We start from the raw sequence: 19,442 nt of genomic DNA, 5'->3' as shown, positions 1-19,442 counted from the left end.
TATCTTTAAGTGTTGTGTATTAGGTATTTGTGAATTGAAAGCGTCAATTTTAATAAACTTAAATTATAATAATGAAAGTAAATTTTGCTTGAAAATTTTCATCCCTTGAGTAGCGCTTTCGGCAATTACGGTAATGTTTTTAGAGTTAGAAACCGCAGGTCTTGGGTCAATATAAAATGTGGGCGTGTTTTCAGGAGCATAGTGCATTAAACTAGCCGCAGGGTAGACCTGTAATGAAGTGCCAATTATAAGTAGTATGTCTGCTGTATCGCAAATGGAAATGGCAGGTTCTATCATGGGGACTGCTTCTCCAAACCATACAATATGTGGACGCATTTGATATCCTCTTTGGCATTTATCTCCCATTACAATGTCGGTAGTGCAATCAACAATATCAGCATCGTCGTAGGTGCTTCGGGCTTTCAATAATTCACCATGTAAATGAAGCACGTTGGTGCTGCCGGCGCGTTCATGAAGGTCGTCAACATTTTGGGTGATGATACTTACTTGATATTCTTTTTCCAATTCAGCCAAGGCAAAATGTGCGGCATTTGGGGATACTTCAAATAACTGGCGGCGTCTTTGGTTGTAAAAGTCCAAGACCAATTCGGGGTTGGCTCTAAAGCCTTCCGGAGAAGCCACTTCCATAACATCGTGCCCTTCCCAAAGGCCATCGGCGTCCCTAAAGGTTTTAATGCCGCTTTCGGCGCTCATTCCTGCTCCTGTGAGTACTACGAGGTGTTTCATGAGTCAAAATTACTATTTATAAATTATATTTGGCCCATGACAGATCTCAAACTTTTAGAATACCTAGAGACCTATCTTACCGATAGCAGAAAACAACGATTTGAAGAAGTATTGGCTCAACGTACCAAACATTTTACGGTTGCTACAGAGGACGTTTTTCAGTTGCATAATACTAGTGCAGTTATTAGAAGCTGTGACGTTTTTGGCATACAGGAAGTGCATATTGTAGAGGAGCGAAATAGCAGACGTATTGATAGGGAAATTGCCATGGGAGCCCAAAAATGGGTAGATATAAATCGATATCATAGTGTAAAATCATGTGTAGCTGATTTAAAAAAGAAAGGCTATCAAATTGTGGCCACAACGCCACATACCAACGACTGCGAATTGCATGAATTCGATTTCACTAAAAAGTCTTGTTTCTTTTTTGGAAGAGAGACCGAGGGCCTTTCTGAAGATGTCTTGAAGGAAGCTGATTGCTATTTAAAGATTCCTATGGTGGGCTTTACAGAAAGCTTGAATATCTCAGTTTCTGCAGCAATTATATTGCAGCATGTGACTTCAAAAATGAGACTGAGTGATTTGGACTGGAGACTTACCGAAGCAGAGATTTTCGAAAAGCGCATGGATTGGGTCAAAAAGTCCATTAAAAATTACGATAAAATTGTAGCTCATTATCATGAAAACAAGGAGAATTTGTAACTTTAAATGAAATTGTAAATTCTCTGGCTATGGCAAATAATATGGTTGGTTGGTTTGAAATTCCCGTGTCTGATATGGCTCGGGCCAAAAAATTCTATGAAACTGTTTTTCAAGTACAAATTGCCCTTCATGATTTTGGAGGTTTGCAAATGGGGTGGTTTCCAGACAGAGGGGAAGTGCCAGGAGCACAGGGCACCTTGATCAAACAGGATTCCTATATTCCAAGTCAGGAGGGAACCCTGATTTATTTCATAAGTGAAAATGTGCAAAATGAATTGGATAGGATAGAGGAAGCAGGTGGGCAGATTTACCAGCCCAAGACACAAATTTCACCGGAACACGGGTATATGGCAGCATTCATAGATTCGGAAGGGAATAGGATTGCCCTTCATTCAAGAGCATAAAAAAGTCGAAACTTAGTTTCGACTTTTTCTTTAATATTTAAAACCTACTAGGTCTATTTCTATTGAGTACTTTGTATTCTTCGTAACACTCACTGATGGCATCTAAAATTTGAAGATCGTTGGCCGTTTCAATGAAGTCCTTGGAGTAGTTGCAGTGACTTACAATTTCATCCAAATCATAACGGTCTACCTGTAATAGTACGGTAAGCATTTCACGGTCAAACTTGGTGGCTAAAAGATTTCGGATTTCATCATCCTCTTTCATTTGGCGCAGTTTTTTCATTTCATTAGGCTTTCTTCCAAAAGCATTATAAAGGAAATCTGCAGGGTTAAAAATGGCTCCCAGCACTTTGTTTACCGCATTAGGAGAGTTGTTTCCTGCTTCATATCCCTTGTTGGACAATCCTGAAATACTGTAGCGGTAATTGGTCTTGATAGGTACCTGCTTTACGTCAACTTCCAGATATCCCGTTAGCCTTAATTGGTTTACTACAACTTCTTCCAATGCCAATGCGGACTCCGTCAATTCAATTTGAGTTTCCCCAAATTTAATCCAGTCGTTGGTAACCCTTACTTTAATGGATTTGTATCCAAGATATGAGAAATGCAGTGTGTCGTTAGCTTTGGCTTTGATTTCAAAAGCTCCTTTGTCATCCGTAGAGGTTCCTATAACCTGGTTAAGATTGACAATGTTTACCTTTTCCAAAGTTTCTCCTGTACTTGAACTTACTACAATACCTTTTACTCTGGTGTCATCTTCTTGAGAGACCACAGAGGTGGTTATAAAAAAAGTACATATTAGTAGAAGTAGGTATTTCATATCAATCTTTGTAAGGTATAAAAGTAATAAACTAAAGATATATTACTGATACATCCAAAAAATTTTGACTAAAAATTAACAAGCGCTTTTCCTTGTTAGAGCCAATTTGAAAGCAAAGAGGCTATCCTGTTTTCTTAGGATAGCCTCTTAATATATTATTGTTTAGCGTCTAGAACGTCTTGGTCTGGATCCGCCAACAGAACTAGATTTTGGAGCTCCGCTGCGTCTTGGTGGTTTAGAACCTCCTTCAAAACGTTTGCCTTCTCCTTTGCTTCGAGAGCTTCCGCCTTTAAAGTCGTCGTTGCTTCTTCTTCTTCCTCCGCCATCGCGTCTACCGCCTTTACGTTTTTTGCCGCCATACTTTCCTTTGTCTGAGCTTAGTTCAACATTTACATAGCGACCTTCATGTTTAAAGTCCGTGAAAAAGCTTAGAATTTTCTCTTGTAATTCAGGTTCTGTATTAAAGAAAGAGAAGCTGTCCATAACATCTACTTTAAAGACATCGTCCTTGCCTAATTCTAAAAGATCTCTTAAGAAATCCTTTAGGTTCATCCAGTCATACCCGTCTTTTTTACCAATGTTGATAAAGTATCTCACATCGTCTGAAGAAGATGATCTACCGCTGTCTTTACCTCCTCTAGGTTCTTCAACATTTAAGGATTGCGATTTTTTGTAGTAGTTATAGAAACGGTTGAACTCTACAGAAAAGAATTTTTTAATCAGTTCATCTTTATCGGTATCCTTAAACAACTCGTTGATGTTGCTTAGGTATTTGTCAATTTCGTGGTTAACTTCCGTATTGTGGACTTTGTTTGCCAAGGATAACAATTGCACTTCGCAAATTTCCATACCACTTGGAATGTCTTTTTTCTGGAAGTTTTTCTTAATGATGCGCTCGATACTTTTTATTTTTCGAAGCTCACTTTTGGAAACAATCACCATAGAAACCCCCGTTTTTCCTGCACGACCTGTACGTCCAGAACGGTGAGTATAGGTTTCAACTTCATCCGGAAGTTGGTAGTTGATTACGTGGGTAACATCGTCCACATCAATACCACGGGCAGCTACATCTGTAGCTACAAGCATTTGGATTTGCTTGTTTCTGAAAGATTTCATCACCAAATCTCTTTGGTTCTGGCTTAGATCTCCATGAAGTGCTCCAGCGTTGTAACCATCTTCAATAAGGTTTTCTGCCACTTTTTGCGTATCGCGCTTAGTACGACAGAATACTACTGAAAAGATATCAGGATTGGCATCGGCCAAACGTTTCAGGGCTAGGTAACGGTCTCTTGAATTTACTAAATAGTATTCATGCGAAACTTGGTCACTACCCACGTTTTTGGATCCTACAGTAATTTCCTTAGGATCGTACATAAATTCTTTGGCAATGGCAGCAACCTCTCTAGGCATGGTTGCAGAGAATAACCAAGTACTCTTTTCTGCAGGTGTGTGGGATAGAATGTCTGTAATGTCTTCATAGAATCCCATGTTCAACATTTCATCGGCTTCATCCAGAACAGAATATTCAATTTTTGAAATATCTACCATGTTTCGGCTAATCATGTCCTTCATTCTACCAGGAGTTGCAACAATAATTTGTGCCCCTTTTTTGATAGCTCTAGCTTGATCGCTGATGCTGGATCCACCGTAGATGGCTACAACGTTTAATCCTTTACAGTATTTTCCGTAAAGTTTAAGCTCGTTGGTAATTTGCAAACAAAGTTCGCGGGTTGGAGATAAAATAAGTCCTTGTGTGGTTCTGCTGCTAACGTCTATTTTATGTAGCATCGGAAATCCGAAAGCTGCGGTTTTCCCTGTTCCCGTTTGTGCCAAGGCAACCAAATCGGTGTCTTCTTCCAATAAAATTGGGATGGCTTGTGCTTGGACATCACTAGGGGTTTCAAATCCTAAATCGGTAATAGCATGTAATAGGTCGTCATTAAGACCTAAATCTTGGAATGTGTTCATTCGATTGTAAGTATTCGATTATGTTTTTGTAGTGTTACATAAGAAGCGAATCGACATACTTAACCTAAATCTTCCTGTAACACATCCTCACTCTGAGGAATTTAACTCAACCTTTTGAGTTTCAGCCGGCAAATATACGCTTTTTATTTCAGAGAACAGGAATTCCCTGATAATTATGATTTTGTTAAGAGTTCTAGAGTTGATTTAAATATTCCACAAGCTGAGCAACAGCCTTTCCGCGGTGACCTATGCGGTTTTTTTCTTCCATGGAAATTTCTGCAAATGTAAGCTCGTATCCTTCCGGTTTAAAAATTGGATCGTATCCAAAGCCAGCCGAGCCAGCTTTTTCTTGAGTGATGTTGCCTTTGCAAATCCCAGTGAAAGTATGTTGTTTTCCGTTAAGAGAAAGGGCTATGACTGTTTTGAATTGTGCCTTTCGGTTGGAATGATTTTCCAATGCTTCCAATAGCTTGTCCATATTGTCATTGGCATCTTTTTGTGGTCCTGCATACCGTGCAGAATAGACGCCAGGGGCACCATCTAAAGCTTCAACCTCTAAACCGGTATCGTCTGCAAAACAATCGTAGCCATAATTCTCTTTGATGTAATTGGCTTTTTGAATGGCATTGCCTTCAATGGTGTCTTGGGTTTCCGGAATGTCCTCCAAACAATCAATATCCTTTAGACTCAGCAATTGGATGTTTGAGGGAATTAACTTTTGAACTTCTTGAAGTTTGTTTAGATTGTTGGTGGCAAAAACCAGTTTCATAGCTTGAAATTTAGGCTTCAAAAGTACAACTTAGTATTTCAAATTAAAACTCATGTAGAATTTCCCAATGAATCTAGGTCTACTAATAATTGATTATATTTGAGTATAAACCTTATAAATAGTGCTTTAAAGCGTTGTTGTAAATAGACTTATTATGAGACTTTTTTGTTTTCTTTTGTTAGCCCTTATCGTTTTTAATTGTAAAGAAACTGTCACCGAAAAAACAGCCTTGGGAAGTGTAGAGTTTACTGTTCAAGGGGATGAACAGGCAAAGCCATATTTTGAAAATGGATTGCTGCTATTGCATAGTTTTGAATATGTTGATGCTAGGGAAGCTTTTAAAAAGGCTCAGGAATTAGATCCAAACTTGGTCATGGCCTATTGGGGAGAGGCTATGACTTACAATCATAGTTTGTGGTCTGAACAAGACTTTGAAGAGGCTAATGCAGTTATTGCAAAAATGAAGCAATTGGATAATTTGAATGAATTATCAGAAGTAGAGCAGGACTTTATAAAAGCTGTAGAAATATTGTACACCCCAAAAACGTCCAAGAATGAGCGCGATGTAAAGTATCGAGATTTTATGGGGAGTTTGTATGAAAAGTATCCGGGTAATAATGAAGTGGCCTCTTTTTATGCGCTTTCCCAATTGGGCTCGGTTGTAGGGGCTAGGAATGATTCTGTTTTTGGACAGGGCGCTGTGATAGCAAAACAGGTGTTGGAAGATAATCCTAAGCATCCAGGGGCTTTGCACTATTTGATACATTCCTATGATGATCCTTATCATGCGCATTTGGCATTGGATGCCGCCAATAGCTATTCCAAAGTTGCTCCAGATGCCAGCCATGCCTTGCATATGCCATCCCATATTTATGTGGCTTTGGGAATGTGGGATGAGGTGGTCAGTTCCAACGTGGCGTCTTATGGGGCCAGTATTACCAGAAAGAATGCTAAAGAATTGGATAATGATGCAAGAGGGTATCATTCTTATCATTGGTTGGAATATGGCTATTTGCAAATGGATAGTATCAACAAGGCTAGGGACATGGTTTGGGACATGCAGAAATACACCAATGAATTGCCTTCCAAACGTGCCAGAACGCATATGGTATTTTTAAAAGGAACTTATTTGTGTGAAACGGATGATTGGGACAATGCCATTGCCGAGATTCCTATTGATGTGTCTGGGTTACGAATTTCAATTAAAGCCATGAATCAGTTTTTGGATGGTTATAAGGCGTTATATGATAAGCAGCCTCAACAATTGGACAGCCTCATTGTAGATTTAGAAGAAAAAATCCAAAAGGAAAGTTTATTGGTTGATAATCTATCTCAAGGCGCTGCGTTTTGTGCTTCGGTAACAAGGGAAACACCTACACAACGTAGTATTGATGGTTCAACAGTGATATTGACCCAACTTAAAGCGCTACAGGCTTGGCTGAATGAGGATGTTGAAAAAACAGAAACCTTGCTAAAGGCTTCGGTAGCTGCCCAAGAGGCTATGACCTACAGCTACGGACCACCATCCATTCAAAAACCAACACATGAGTTATACGGGGAATGGTTGGTAGAGCAAAAACGTTATGGGGAAGCCTTACAACAATATGAGCTTGCTTTGGAGCGAGGACCTAAAAGAAAGTTGGTAGAACAAGGAATTCAAAAAGTTAAGGTATTATTAGCTGACAAAGTAGTTATGGAATAGTATATTTGTTCGGATTTTTAAAAATACTTTAATGAAAACTACTTTTTATTCACTTTTTACACTCTTATTGCTAATGGGATGTGCCGACAAAACTGAATCTGAACAGGTGCAACTAAAAACACTCTCAGAAAATAATCCTTTCAATGTTAAACTAAATGTTCCAATAGATTACGCATCTGTGGATGGTGCTGCCATAGAAGAATATGTAGCCACTACCATCGATAACGTGGTGACGGAGGTAGAAGCTATCAAAGGGCAGGAAACACCTACGTTTGAAAACACCTTTGTGGCATACGACAGAATTAACAACCAATTGAGCAAGGCTAGTAACAATGCTTTCATGTTGTATTGGGTGTCTACAGATTCTATTGTACGTGCTGAAGGTTTGAAAGGGAATCAAAAAGTGGATTCTTTGGGAACTGTGATTGGGTCTGATAAATTATTGTTTGAAAAGTTTGAGACCTTTGCAGCTTCAGAAGCGTACAATACCCTTCAAGGACACAAAAAGAAAATGGTAGATGACGTGATTGCAGGATTCAAGCAGTCTGGAGTTAATTTAAGCCCTGAAAACCTTGAGAAGTTTAAAACGCTTACAGCGGAAATTAGCGATTTGTCTTCACAGTATTCAACAAATATGAATACAGCCAATGAAGTGTTGACCTTAACAGAAGCCGAAACCGATGGTTTGCCAGAATCTTTCAAAGCCCAGTACAAACAAGAAGATGGTTCATATGGTATTCCTGTAATCAATGCTACTAGAGTGACCATGTTGAACAACCCAAATAGCTCTGAGGTTAGAAAAGCCTACACTATTAAGTATGACAACCGTGGAGCCGATAAGAATTTAGAGATTTTAGATTCTTTGGTGAGCAAGCGTTACCAATTGGCGCAGTTGTTTGGAGCCAAATCTTATGCAGAGTATAATTTGAAATTGAAAATGGCCAAGACTCCAGAAACCGTATGGAACTTTATTGATGGTTTGGTAGCAGAATCTAAAGGTAAGGCTGTTGAAGATTTAAAAGTGTTGGAAGCTGTGGCAGCCAAGAAAGGGCAAACAGTTAACGCTTGGGATTTGGGATATTATAAAGATCAAATCTTAAAGAATGATTACAATGTGGACCACGAGAAAATTAGGGAATATCTTCCAATGGATGCTTGTTTGGAAGGTTTGTTTACTATTTATCAGCAGTTGTTAGGACTTGAGTTCCGCAAGGCTGAAAATGCATCAGTTTGGTCTGAAGAAGTGGAAGCTTACGAAGTGTTCGAGAACAACAAGTTGAAAGGACGTTTCTATTTGGATTTATATCCAAGACCTTTTAAAGAAACTTGGTTTTATGGGGTGCCATTAACTTATGGTAGACAAACAGCGGAAGGATATGAGGTACCTGTGGCTATGCTATTGGGGAACTTTACCAAGCCAACTGAAGATATGCCTTCATTATTGACCTATAAAGAATTGAGCACGCTTTTCCATGAGTTTGGTCATATTGTAAACAGCATGTCTTACGATGGAGAATTTAATGTTCAGGCTCAGGCCAATTCCGATTTTGTGGAAGCAATGTCGCAAATCTTTGAAAACTGGATTGGAAATTATGAGATGTTGAGTTCTTTTGCGAAACATTACAAAACAGGAGAAGTATTCCCTAAGGAGTTGTTTGATAACATGAAAGCCTCCCAAAATGTGTCGTCTGGTTTAAATGCCCAGTCTATGTTGAGAAAGTGTATCTACGATATGAACCTTTATGACAAATACGATCCTGCCAACCCTGTAAATACGGATGAGATTTGGAAGAATATCGACAAACAAATGGGTGTTATGGATTGGTATGTTGAAGGAACACATCCGCAAGGAAGTTGGATTCACGTGAATACCCACCCAACTTACTATTACGGATATTTATGGTCTGAAGTATACGCTCAAGATATGTTTACACTTTTCGAGAAAAATGGTTTGACAGATCAAGAAACCGGCGTGCGCTACAGAAAGTTGATATTGTCCAATGGTAGTCAACGCGATGTGGTAAGTGCTGTGGAAGAGTTTTTGGGAAGACCTTCCAACAACGAAGCTTATATAAAAAGTTTAGGGTTGGAGTAATTTGGTAACTATGATGGTGGTCATATTTTGTTTGGGTTAAGGGCTGTAAATTGCAGTATGTTTAACCCTTAAAAGCCACAATCATGAAAATCAAAATTCAATACGTAAATCTAGATAACAGTAATTCTTTATCTACTTACACAATTCAAAAACTTGAAGGATTAGCAAAAAAATATGATTGGGTAATCAATTGCAGTGTTTCTTTTAAAGAAGATAACAATTATCAAAAAAATTGGAAAATTTGTAATATGGAATTGAGTTTGCCTGGTCCAAGAATTTTTGCTTCTTCCACAGAACGTAATTTTGAAATGGCGGTTAAAGAAACCATTGGCGATTTGGAAAAACAGTTGAAAAAGAGAAAACAATTGTTTGCAACGTATTGATTTCGTGGAGTAAGTGATTTTTTCTATATTAGAACATCGTTTTAATTTGTTAAAATCCCTCTCCAAATATGAAACAAAACTTACTCTACGCTTTAGTGGTGGTTTTGGTCACAGTATTGCAAGGCAATGCGCAAAATGACACCATTGTTTTAAAGAACAACAATACCATTGTTGGGACGATGAAAGAAATGAACAATGGGGTGTTGACCATAGAGACCGATTATAGTAAAGACGATTTTAGAATAAAATGGCTGCATGTGAAAAAAGTAAAAAGCATGCAGCTTTTTTTAATCAATCTATCCAACGGAAGACGTTTTAATGGCTCCATTAAAATGTCGGAAGAACAGCCCAATGAGGTGCTTTTGGTGAATGAGGATGAAACCCTCACCGTAAAGGTGGATGAGATTGTCTATTTCAAGGAAGTGGAATCCGATTTTATTTCTAGGGTAGATGCTGAGGTCTCGGTGGGTTTCAATTTCACCAAGTTGAATAACTTGGCCCAGTTGACCATTAACAGCAAGATTTCCTATACGGGAAGCAAATGGTTTTTTAACGGGGGATACAATCGGGTGAGTAGCAGTCAGGATAATGTGGAGTCTACCATTCGTACCGATGCGACTTTAGGGTCCCGTTATTTTCTTAAAAAAGACTGGTTTGCCTTGGCTTCGGCAAATTTCCTTTCCAATGACGAACAGAAATTAAAACTTCGTACCGCTATTCAAGGCGGTATTGGGAAGTATATCATTCATTCCAACAAAATGTATTTGGCTTCGGGTGGGGGGTTGGCATGGAACAACGAACGCTATACAGATGCCGATATCAATAACCGAAACAGTTTGGAAGCCTTTGTGTCGGTAGAGGCCAATTTGTTCGATTTTGATGATTTCGATTTGTATTCTCACGTAACTGGTTATCCCAGTTTAACAGAGAGCGGACGTTTTCGTACCGACCTTAATGTGACTGCCAAATACGATCTGCCTTTCAATTTGTTTATCAAACTAGGGCTTACCTATAACTATGATAATAAACCTGTTGAAGGAGCTTCTACCAATGACTATGTGTTTCAGGCCACTTTTGGTTGGGACACCGATTAAGCTTAACGGTGATGGTAGGGTTCATTTTTCAAGATGGTGAAGGCTCTATAGAGTTGTTCAATCATAAATAAACGTACCATTTGGTGTGAAAAGGTCATTTTGGACAAGGAAACTTTCCCTTGAGCTTTTTGATATACTTCAGGTGAAAAACCATAAGGCCCGCCAATGACAAACACCAATTGCTTAATGCCAGAATTCATATGTTTTTGTAGGTATTCCGAAAAGTTGACGGAGTCCATTTGCTTACCATTTTCATCCAATAAAATCAGAACATCTGTGGGTTGGAGTTTGTTTAAAATCAGTTCGCCTTCTTTTTGCTTTTGTTGTGCTTCGCTGAGGTGCTTTACCTTTTTAAGGTCAGGGATAATGTCCAAGTCGAACTTAATGTAAAATCCAAGGCGCTTTTCGTAATCGTTGATTAGGGATTGTAAGTCCTTAGAATCGGTTTTCCCTATGGCTAAAAGTTTTATGGTCATGCGGCAAAATTACAACTAAAGATTGTGAATTGAAATCTGGATATGGAATTCCATTATCGGAAATCTATTCTTATTTTAGCATAAAATATAGTTATCATGATTTCCGAAGCTCAATTTAATAACGAATTAGAATTAATCATTGCCAATGCCATCCGAGAGGATGTGGGTGATGGAGATCATAGCTCATTGGCCTGTATTCCTGCTACTGCAATGGGGAAGGCGAAACTTTTGGTAAAGGATAATGGAATTATTGCAGGGGTAGATTTCGCCAGAATGGTCTTTAAAACTGTCGATAAAAATCTTTCGATGAAAACCTTTATTAAAGATGGTCGCACGGTTCAAAAAGGAGATGTGGTGTTTTATGTGGAAGGGCCTTCCCAATCCATACTTAAGGCTGAGCGTTTGGTGTTGAATGCCATGCAGCGCATGAGCGCCATTGCCACTAAGACTAAAAAATATGTAGATTTATTGGAGGGTACCAAAACCAAGTTGTTGGATACCAGAAAAACTACGCCTGGAATTCGCGCTTTGGAAAAATGGGCGGTAAAAATTGGTGGTGGAGAAAATCACCGTTTTGCCCTTTATGATATGATCATGCTTAAGGACAATCATATTGATTTTGCTGGAGGCGTAACTAAGGCCATTACCAAGACGAAGCAGTATTTGCAAGATACTAATAAGGACCTGAAAATAATTGTGGAGGCTAGGGACTTTAATGAAATAAAAGAAATTCTCGAAAATGAAGGTGTGTATAGAATCTTGATCGATAATTTTAATTACGAGGATACCAAAAAGGCCGTTGCAATGATTGGAGATAAATGTTTGACAGAGTCCTCTGGAGGTATCACCGAAGCCAGTATTCGAGAGTATGCCCTATGCGGCGTGGATTATATTTCCTCAGGAGCCTTGACGCATTCTGTCAACAATATGGATTTAAGTTTAAAAGCTGTAGAATAATCATTGTTTTAAAAAGTTAAGCAAATAACATAATCTATGACCAAATCCTTAGAAGAAAAGCTAGAGTCAATTCCCGTTATAAGCACCTTTATGCGGTTGTTGAAAAAAATCCAGCTTCCAGCCTTAGAGGGATTGACGTTATACGATTTGCTAAAACTTTACATCACCGGAATCGTAAAGGGAGCTGTAACCTCTAGAGCCAGCGCCATTGCCTTTAGCTTTTTTACGGCTATTTTTCCTTTTCTTCTGTTCATTTTAATCTTGATTCCCCATATTCCAATCGATGGGTTTAGAGATGAATTTTTGATGTTTTTGGAATCTTTTCTACCTCCAAAAACCTCCGATTTTTTCTTTGCGAATATCTTCGGAAATATTGAGAATAATGAACGAGGAGGTTTGCTGTCTTCCGTGTTTTTGCTTTCCATTATGCTTATGGCCAATGGGGTGAGTGCCGTGTTTTCGGGGTTTGAAAGTTCCTATCATGAGCAGCTTACCAGAAGTGTGTTTAGGCAATATTTGTTGGCAGTAGGAGTGGCTTTGATTTTGGCGCTTTTGCTCATTATTACCGTGGCCATTTTTGGATATTTCGAGATTTACATCATCCAGCCGCTTTTGGATAGTTTGCATCAACAAGGGCTAGCTCCAAAAGAAAGCAATGTAACTTGGCTTATCGTTGCCAAATATGTCTTTTTTGTGTTGATGGTTTATATTGCAACTGCCGTATTGTACTATTTTGGAACCAAAGAAGGGAAATCTTCAAAGTTTTTTTCGGTTGGGGCTTTGTTTACAACCTTACTCATCATTTTAAACTCCTATTTTTTTGGTATTTATATAGAAAACTTTTCACAGTATAATGAGCTCTATGGTTCCATTGGGGCTTTGTTGATTCTTCTTTTTTATCTGTGGTTGAATTCTAATATTCTTTTGTTGGGCTATGAGCTCAATGCTACCATCAACCGTTTAAAGAAAGGAGTTTAGTATGCTGAATTTTATAGATGTTATATTACCGATTCCTTTGGAAAAGCAGTTCACCTACCATATCACGGAGGCCGAAGCTGAATTTTTAAAACCAGGAATGCGTGTATCCGTGCCTTTTGGAAAGAGTAAAATTTATACGGCCATTGTGTTGAGTGTGCATACCGAAAAGCCTTTGGCCTATGAAGCAAAGGACATTCATCAGATTTTGGATGAGGTTCCAATAGTGACGGAAACCCAAATTTTACACTGGAAATGGATTGCTAAATACTACTTGTCCACTTTAGGCGAAGTGATGCGTTCGGCACTTCCCGGTGCATTTATTTTGGAGAGTGAAACGGTAATTACAAAAGGGGAGGCCGTTATTGAAGATGAAGGAGATTTACGGGATGATGAATTCCTGGTGTATGAGGCGCTTCAATATCAATCGTCCTTGAAAATACAGGATTTGGAAAGTATTCTGGATCGGAAAAATGTATTGCCCATCCTTAAACGCTTGCTGGAAAAGAATATCATTTCTGTTGAAGAGGAAGTTTACGAAAAATATAAGCCTAAACTGGTGCGCTATGTAAAACTAGGAGCTCTATATACTTCCGAAGATAAACTTAAGGAGCTTTTGGAACAATTGTCTAGAGCACCTAAACAAAGGGAGGTGGTGATGAGTTTGTTTATGCTTTCTGCCAAAACCCAAAAGCCTGTAAAAGTATCTGACTTGTCTGAAGAGAGTGGCGCTTCGTCTGCAATTGTAAAGGCATTGATAGACAAAGGAATATTTGAGGAATACCATATCCAAACAGATCGAGTGCAGTATGACGGTGACGATAACATGGCCTCCAAAAATCTTAATTCTTATCAGGAAACAGCTTTACAGGAAATAAAGGATGCTTTTGAAACACAAAATATCACCTTACTTCATGGGGTAACTTCTTCGGGGAAAACAGAGATTTATGTGAAGCTCATTGAGGAAATGGTAGACCAAGGGAAACAGGTGCTGTATCTCTTACCTGAAATTGCTTTAACTACGCAACTAGTCAACAGGCTTCAGGATTATTTTGGAGAGAAGGTGTCGGTGTTTCATTCCAAATATTCTTCTCATGAACGGGTTGAGGTTTGGAACAATGTGTTGAACAATGCTCCAAAAGCCCAAATTATATTGGGAGCGCGTTCCTCGGTGATGTTGCCCTTTCAAAATTTAGGATTGATCATTGTGGACGAAGAACATGAATCGTCCTTTAAGCAATTTGATCCTTCGCCGCGTTACCATGCAAGGGATACCGCTGTGGTGTTGGCTAGTCTGTTTAAGGCGAAAACATTGTTAGGTTCGGCAACCCCAAGTTTGGAAAGCTATTTCAATGCACAACAGGGTAAATACGGTTTTGTTGAATTGACGCATCGTTTTAATAATGTGTTGATGCCAGATATTGAGTTGGTCGATATCAAAGACAAGCACAAAAGAAAACGGATGAACGGTCACTTCAGTGATCGTTTGATTGAAGAAATTACAGAAACCTTGTCCGAAGGGCATCAGGTGATCTTGTTTCAAAATCGTCGAGGGTTTTCTCCTATAGTGGAATGTAATACCTGTGGGCATTCTCCGCAATGTCCCAATTGCGATGTGAGTTTAACCTATCATCAATATAAAAGAGAGTTACGTTGCCACTATTGCAGCTATCACATGGCCATGCAACAAAGTTGTCAAGCTTGTGGAAGCTCGGAACTGGATAGTAAAGGTTTTGGTACAGAACAAGTGGAGGAGGAGGTGAAGGCTTTATTTCCAAATCACAAGGTGGGACGGATGGATTTGGATACCACAAGAGGAAAGTTTGGTTACGAAAAAATCATTACAGCGTTTGAGCAGCAGGAGATCGATATTTTGGTGGGAACGCAAATGCTCACCAAAGGGCTTGATTTTAGAAATGTGAAGTTGGTAGGGGTAATGAATGCCGATAACCTATTGAACTTCCCTGACTTTAGGGCTCATGAACGTAGTTATCAGCTTATGGTGCAAGTGTCAGGTAGGGCAGGACGTACCGATATTAGAGGGAAAGTATTGATTCAAACTTACGATCCACACCATCGTATTCTACAGCAGGTTTCTACCAATAGTTATCTGGATATGTACAAGGAACAATTGGACGAGCGCTACAACTTTAAATATCCGCCTATTTATAGATTGATTAAAATTACCCTAAAGCATAAGGATTATAATCGGGTAAACTTGGCTGCCGATTGGTATGCGAAGTCCTTAAGGCAGTTTTTTGGAGAATATGTGTTGGGGCCGGAGTTTCCTCCTGTGGCTAGAATTAGAAATAACTACCATAAAAACATTTTGGTGAAAATTCCGCAGAAGCAGTCATTGGCAAAAACAAAAGAAGCTATCGTTAGAATAAACAATAGCTTCAATAGTGTTAAAGATTTTAGGGCTGTAAGAGTAGTTCTTAATGTTGACAATTATTAATAATGACTTTATCCTTACCTAAACTTTAGGGGAGTGTCCTATTAAATATTATTTAAAGCGTCTACTAGTTGGGTCTTCTTGTTTCTACTTAACGGAATCTCGTAAGCACCAACTTCTACATTTTTACTGTTAAATCTGTCTACCTTATCCAGGTTAACGATATATGATTTGTGGATTCTTAAAAACTTGCCTTCTGGAAGTTCTTTTTCAAAAGCTTTCATTGTAGAAAGTACTACAAGGCTGTTTTCCTCGGTTACCAATTTTACATAGTCACCAAGAGCTTCAATCCATTTTATGTCCTTAATATATACTTTACGTTTTTTAAGGTTGCTCTTTACAAAGATGTGCTCGCCGTCAGTTTCGTTAAAGTCCATTTTTAGCTTGTGCTGTTCAATGGCCTTGTCTACTGAAATATTAAAGCGTTCTCTTGTGATTGGTTTTTGAAGGTAGTCGGTAGCGTCGTAATTAAATGCTTTGAAGGCATACTCTGTTTTACCGGTCACAAAAATAATTTGGGGCTTATTATTTAATACGTCCAATAATTCAAACCCATTCAAAACGGGCATTTCGATGTCTAAAAAGATTAAATCGACTTTGTGCGTGTTTAAACCATTTTTGGTTTCCAAAGCACTGCTGTATTCAGCAATTAAATTAAGAGAAGGGTGGTTCTCTATTAACTTTACGATGGATAAGCGTTGTATCGCGGAATCATCAACTACTACACAGTTTAAAGTCATAACATTGTTGTGTTTTAGGTTAAGATATCGACAATAGTACAAAAAATTCGGATAAAAACCAAAAAACATCGGTAAAACGTTATTTTTAACAAAAATTTATTGAGGCGCAAAGTCCAGTTTTTTAATTGAAAAAATGTTGTTAGTGTTGGAAATAATGGTTATTTTTGCACCCATTTTTAATTATAAATACATTTTTATATGAATCATTATGAAACTGTTTTCATCTTAAATCCCGTTTTATCTGAGACTCAGGTAAAGGAAACAGTAGAGAAATACGAAGATTTTCTTGTTTCTAGAGGGGCAAAGATGATAGCCAAAGAAGATTGGGGGCTTAAAAAATTGGCGTATCCAATCCAAAACAAAAAAAGTGGTTTCTATCACTTATTTGAGTACACTGTAGATGGTGAGGTTATTTCTCCGCTAGAATTGGAGTTCAGACGTGACGAGCGTTTTATGCGTTACTTGACCGTGAAATTAGACAAGCATGCAATTGCTTGGGCTGAAAAGAGAAGAACTAGAAACAAACAAAAAGCGTAAATTATGTCTTCAATCGAACAACAAGCAAAAGGAAAGAAAGATGGAGAGATCAGATATCTTACTCCATTAAACATCGATACTAGCAAAACGAAGAAATATTGTCGTTTTAAAAAGTCTGGAATTAAGTATGTAGATTACAAAGATCCAGATTTCTTATTGAAGTTTGTAAACGAGCAAGGTAAATTGTTACCAAGACGTTTAACAGGAACTTCTTTGAAATACCAAAGAAAAGTATCTGTAGCTGTAAAGAGAGCGCGTCACCTTGCGTTGATGCCATATGTAGCAGATTTATTAAAATAAAATACCAATAACTATGGAACTTATATTAAGACAAGACGTTGAAAATTTAGGATTTAAAGACGATATTGTAACAGTTAAGAACGGTTATGGTAGAAACTTTTTGATTCCTCAAGGATTTGCTGTAATGGCTACAGCTTCTGCTAAAAAAGTATTGGCAGAGACTTTAAAGCAAAGAGCTTTTAAAGAAAAGAAAATTGTTGACGAGGCTACTAAAATTGCTGAGGCTTTGAAAGCTTTGGAAATCAAGATCGCTTCTAAGGCTGGTGCTGGAGATAAATTGTTTGGTTCTGTAACCAGCATTGATTTGGCTGATGCTTTACAAAAAGAAGGTCACACTATCGAGAAGAAATTCATCAATGTAATTGGTGGTTCTGTTAAGAGATTAGGAAAATACGAGGCAGTTGTAAGATTGCACCGTGAAGTGACTGTTGCTTTACCATTTGAAGTTATTGCTGAAGCATAATTCGCAACATCATATTACAAAAAAGCCTCAACCCTTTGGATTGAGGCTTTTTAATTATATAAAATTTACACATGAAATATTCAAGGCTTACCAAAGAGCAATTTGAAGAATTGCACAAAGAGTTTATCAATTTTTTGGCAACGCAATCCATTACGGCAGATGAATGGGCAGATATCAAAGCCAACAAACCCGAAGTAGCGGAACAGGAGCTTGATGTGTTCAGTGATTTGGTTTGGGAAGGTGTTTTGGGAAAGGTAGATTATTTAGAACATATTTCACCCCAACAAATACACTTGTTCTATTTCACCGAAGAGCACATGCAGCTTATTGCCATTCATCTTAAAAATGCCATTGATTTAACTTCAAGGGATGGTTTTAATTGGTTGCGTGAAAACCTGATGGATGAGGACGTAGAGTTCTTAAATGCAAAAAAAGAGTATACCGAAGATAAGGCTTTAGATAAGTTTAAGCTCATCCAGCAAGGTGGGGTAATCACCAAAGGTGAACTTTATACCTATTTTGATAAGCTTATCAATTAATAGGCTACTCGTATCTTAAGGATTCAATGGGATCTAATTTGGCGGCTTTGATGGCGGGAAGCAATCCTGCCACAATAGCCACAACAAAGGCAATGGTAAAAGCCGAGAACATGGCCAGCCATGGAATGACAAAATCGAAGTCGGCTATCTTTGCAAAGGCAAACCCGATAATACTACCTAGTATAATGCCTACAATTCCTCCCATTTGCCCAATAAGAATGGCTTCCATAAAAAACTGAAAAGCAATGGTTTTTCGTTTGGCACCCAAAGCTTTTCTAACCCCTATTTCACGGGTGCGTTCCGTAACCGAAACAAACAAGATGTTCATTAAAGCTATGGATGAGCCAATGATGGTAATGATGCTAATTACCCAAGCCGCGATGTAGAGGTACGTGGTCATGGAACCAATTCGGTTCAAAAGATCGTCGCTACGTTCAATAGCAAAGTTGTCTTCTTCAACAGGGTTAAGTTTTCTAATGTTTCTAAAGGTACTTACGGCATGGTCCTGTGCGCCTTCAAGCATGTCATTTTTATCGGTTTTTACGCTAATGCTGTAATTGATGTCAGCATTGGTAAACATGCTTCTGGCTTTTTGCAGCGGAATGATCATTCTAAGATCTTGGTTGTTTCCAAAAGTGGATCCTTTAGATTTTAGGACTCCAATTACCTTAAACTTTGCGCCGCGAACACTTAAAACTTGATTGATGGGATTAATGTTGTCCAACAGTGCTTTTTTAAGGTCGCTTCCTATTACGCAGACACTATTATTGTTTTCAATGTCAAAAAAATTGAAGTCTCTACCGTCTTCAATTTCAAGCCCCGAATTTTGGATAAACTGCTCATTGGCCCCAATTACGGCAACTTCGGGATCGGTTTTTTTGTTTTCATATTTTACTTCTGCGGAAGAAGTTCCGTAAAACGAAATAGAAGTTTGGGTATAGGGATAATTGTATTGGTCTTCAAAATCCTTTGCATTTCGGTAGGTAATGATTGGGTTGTTTTTGGGACGTTCCCTTCTCCCGTGGCGCTCCACAGTAAACTTATAGCGTTGGATGTTGAAAGTATTGGCTCCCATAGAGGAAAAGTCGCTTGAAATGGTGTGTTCCAAATTGGAAACAGCGCTCAAAATACCCACCAAGGCCGTGATGCCAATGGCAATGATCAAAACAGTTAAAACAGTTCGTAATACTTGACTTTTTACGGAGTCTAGGGCGATTTTAAAATTTTCTTTGGCCAGTGAAAACATTCAAAAGGAATTCTATAATTGGTGTCTTTTTCTATAAGACTTTAAATACCCAATAAAGTTACTATAAAAT

20 protein-coding genes are annotated in these 19,442 nt (G+C 38.4%); 13 read left to right on the top strand and 7 right to left on the bottom strand.

Going from position 1 to position 19,442, the window contains the following annotated elements:
* Positions 1–63 precede the first annotated feature (63 nt).
* Positions 64–747, bottom strand: a complete 684-nt coding sequence (locus tag ZA06_RS00250; protein ID WP_053975420.1) for an SIR2 family NAD-dependent protein deacylase — start codon at positions 745–747, stop codon at positions 64–66.
* A 36-nt stretch (positions 748–783) separates the two neighbouring features.
* Here ZA06_RS00250 and ZA06_RS00245 point away from each other — a divergent pair, with 36 nt between their 5' ends.
* Both ZA06_RS00245 and ZA06_RS00240 read left to right on the top strand, forming a co-directional pair.
* Positions 784–1,449, top strand: a complete 666-nt coding sequence (locus ZA06_RS00245) for a TrmH family RNA methyltransferase (protein ID WP_053975419.1) — start codon at positions 784–786, stop codon at positions 1,447–1,449.
* A gap of 29 nt (positions 1,450–1,478) precedes the next feature.
* Complete coding sequence (locus ZA06_RS00240; RefSeq protein WP_053975418.1) at positions 1,479–1,853, top strand: VOC family protein; 375 nt, start codon at positions 1,479–1,481, stop codon at positions 1,851–1,853.
* A gap of 37 nt (positions 1,854–1,890) precedes the next feature.
* Here the strand turns inward: ZA06_RS00240 and ZA06_RS00235 are convergent, their stop codons facing one another.
* The 3 genes from ZA06_RS00235 to ZA06_RS00225 all read right to left on the bottom strand — a co-directional run bounded on the left by ZA06_RS00235 (position 1,891) and on the right by ZA06_RS00225 (position 5,410).
* Positions 1,891–2,673 carry a carboxypeptidase-like regulatory domain-containing protein gene (locus tag ZA06_RS00235; protein ID WP_053975417.1) on the bottom strand — a complete coding sequence of 261 codons (783 nt, stop codon included), beginning with the start codon at positions 2,671–2,673 and terminating at the stop codon, positions 1,891–1,893.
* Positions 2,674–2,835: 162 nt separating this feature from the next.
* Positions 2,836–4,641, bottom strand: coding sequence for a DEAD/DEAH box helicase (locus ZA06_RS00230; protein ID WP_053975416.1), 1,806 nt, complete (start codon positions 4,639–4,641; stop codon positions 2,836–2,838).
* 193 nt (positions 4,642–4,834) lie between these two features.
* Positions 4,835–5,410: a non-canonical purine NTP diphosphatase gene (locus ZA06_RS00225; RefSeq protein ID WP_053975415.1), complete on the bottom strand. Its 576-nt coding sequence runs from the start codon at positions 5,408–5,410 to the stop codon at positions 4,835–4,837.
* Positions 5,411–5,564: 154 nt separating this feature from the next.
* Here ZA06_RS00225 and ZA06_RS00220 point away from each other — a divergent pair, with 154 nt between their 5' ends.
* The 4 genes from ZA06_RS00220 (at position 5,565) to ZA06_RS00205 (ending at position 10,684) form a co-directional block, all read left to right on the top strand.
* Positions 5,565–7,112 carry a tetratricopeptide repeat protein gene (locus ZA06_RS00220; protein ID WP_053975414.1) on the top strand — a complete coding sequence of 516 codons (1,548 nt, stop codon included), beginning with the start codon at positions 5,565–5,567 and terminating at the stop codon, positions 7,110–7,112.
* 31 nt (positions 7,113–7,143) lie between these two features.
* Positions 7,144–9,207, top strand: a complete 2,064-nt coding sequence (locus ZA06_RS00215; RefSeq protein ID WP_082331882.1) for a M3 family metallopeptidase — start codon at positions 7,144–7,146, stop codon at positions 9,205–9,207.
* Positions 9,208–9,290: 83 nt separating this feature from the next.
* On the top strand, positions 9,291–9,590 hold the full coding sequence (locus ZA06_RS00210) for an HPF/RaiA family ribosome-associated protein (RefSeq protein ID WP_053975412.1): 300 nt from the start codon (positions 9,291–9,293) through the stop codon (positions 9,588–9,590).
* Between the two features lie 68 nt (positions 9,591–9,658).
* Positions 9,659–10,684 (top strand): DUF481 domain-containing protein, encoded by a 1,026-nt coding sequence (locus tag ZA06_RS00205; protein ID WP_053975411.1) that lies wholly within the window; start codon positions 9,659–9,661, stop codon positions 10,682–10,684.
* 2 nt (positions 10,685–10,686) lie between these two features.
* Here ZA06_RS00205 and rlmH read toward each other — a convergent pair whose 3' ends face one another.
* Positions 10,687–11,160: a 23S rRNA (pseudouridine(1915)-N(3))-methyltransferase RlmH gene (rlmH, locus tag ZA06_RS00200; RefSeq protein WP_053975410.1), complete on the bottom strand. Its 474-nt coding sequence runs from the start codon at positions 11,158–11,160 to the stop codon at positions 10,687–10,689.
* A gap of 96 nt (positions 11,161–11,256) precedes the next feature.
* Between rlmH and nadC the strand changes: the two genes are divergently transcribed.
* The 3 genes from nadC to priA are packed head-to-tail and all read left to right on the top strand — an operon-like array spanning position 11,257 to position 15,550.
* Positions 11,257–12,117 carry a carboxylating nicotinate-nucleotide diphosphorylase gene (gene nadC / locus ZA06_RS00195; RefSeq protein WP_053975409.1) on the top strand — a complete coding sequence of 287 codons (861 nt, stop codon included), beginning with the start codon at positions 11,257–11,259 and terminating at the stop codon, positions 12,115–12,117.
* Between the two features lie 36 nt (positions 12,118–12,153).
* The gene (locus ZA06_RS00190; protein ID WP_053975408.1) at positions 12,154–13,095 is read left to right on the top strand and encodes a YihY/virulence factor BrkB family protein; all 942 of its coding nucleotides are present in this window, start codon (positions 12,154–12,156) and stop codon (positions 13,093–13,095) included.
* Position 13,096: 1 nt separating this feature from the next.
* Positions 13,097–15,550, top strand: a complete 2,454-nt coding sequence (gene priA, locus ZA06_RS00185) for a replication restart helicase PriA (RefSeq protein WP_053975407.1) — start codon at positions 13,097–13,099, stop codon at positions 15,548–15,550.
* A gap of 41 nt (positions 15,551–15,591) precedes the next feature.
* Here priA and ZA06_RS00180 read toward each other — a convergent pair whose 3' ends face one another.
* Positions 15,592–16,287 carry a LytR/AlgR family response regulator transcription factor gene (locus ZA06_RS00180; RefSeq protein ID WP_053976999.1) on the bottom strand — a complete coding sequence of 232 codons (696 nt, stop codon included), beginning with the start codon at positions 16,285–16,287 and terminating at the stop codon, positions 15,592–15,594.
* Between the two features lie 198 nt (positions 16,288–16,485).
* On the opposite strand from ZA06_RS00180, the gene rpsF reads away from it, so the two are divergent.
* From rpsF to ZA06_RS00160, 4 genes are all read left to right on the top strand, one after another.
* A complete protein-coding gene (rpsF, locus tag ZA06_RS00175; protein ID WP_053975406.1) occupies positions 16,486–16,824 on the top strand; it encodes a 30S ribosomal protein S6 in 339 nt (112 codons plus the stop codon).
* A 3-nt stretch (positions 16,825–16,827) separates the two neighbouring features.
* Positions 16,828–17,124 (top strand): 30S ribosomal protein S18, encoded by a 297-nt coding sequence (rpsR, locus tag ZA06_RS00170; RefSeq protein WP_053975405.1) that lies wholly within the window; start codon positions 16,828–16,830, stop codon positions 17,122–17,124.
* Positions 17,125–17,137: 13 nt separating this feature from the next.
* Complete coding sequence (rplI, locus tag ZA06_RS00165; protein WP_053975404.1) at positions 17,138–17,587, top strand: 50S ribosomal protein L9; 450 nt, start codon at positions 17,138–17,140, stop codon at positions 17,585–17,587.
* A 71-nt stretch (positions 17,588–17,658) separates the two neighbouring features.
* On the top strand, positions 17,659–18,126 hold the full coding sequence (locus ZA06_RS00160) for a DUF6495 family protein (RefSeq protein WP_053975403.1): 468 nt from the start codon (positions 17,659–17,661) through the stop codon (positions 18,124–18,126).
* A gap of 4 nt (positions 18,127–18,130) precedes the next feature.
* On the opposite strand, the gene ZA06_RS00155 is transcribed toward ZA06_RS00160, so the two are convergent.
* Positions 18,131–19,372 (bottom strand): ABC transporter permease, encoded by a 1,242-nt coding sequence (locus ZA06_RS00155; RefSeq protein WP_053975402.1) that lies wholly within the window; start codon positions 19,370–19,372, stop codon positions 18,131–18,133.
* Positions 19,373–19,442: the final 70 nt, after the last annotated feature.

It is taken from the genome of Mangrovimonas xylaniphaga, assembly GCF_001280435.1.
Lineage (GTDB): Bacteria > Bacteroidota > Bacteroidia > Flavobacteriales > Flavobacteriaceae > Mangrovimonas_A > Mangrovimonas_A xylaniphaga.
This window is presented reverse-complemented; position numbering and strand designations above follow the sequence as displayed.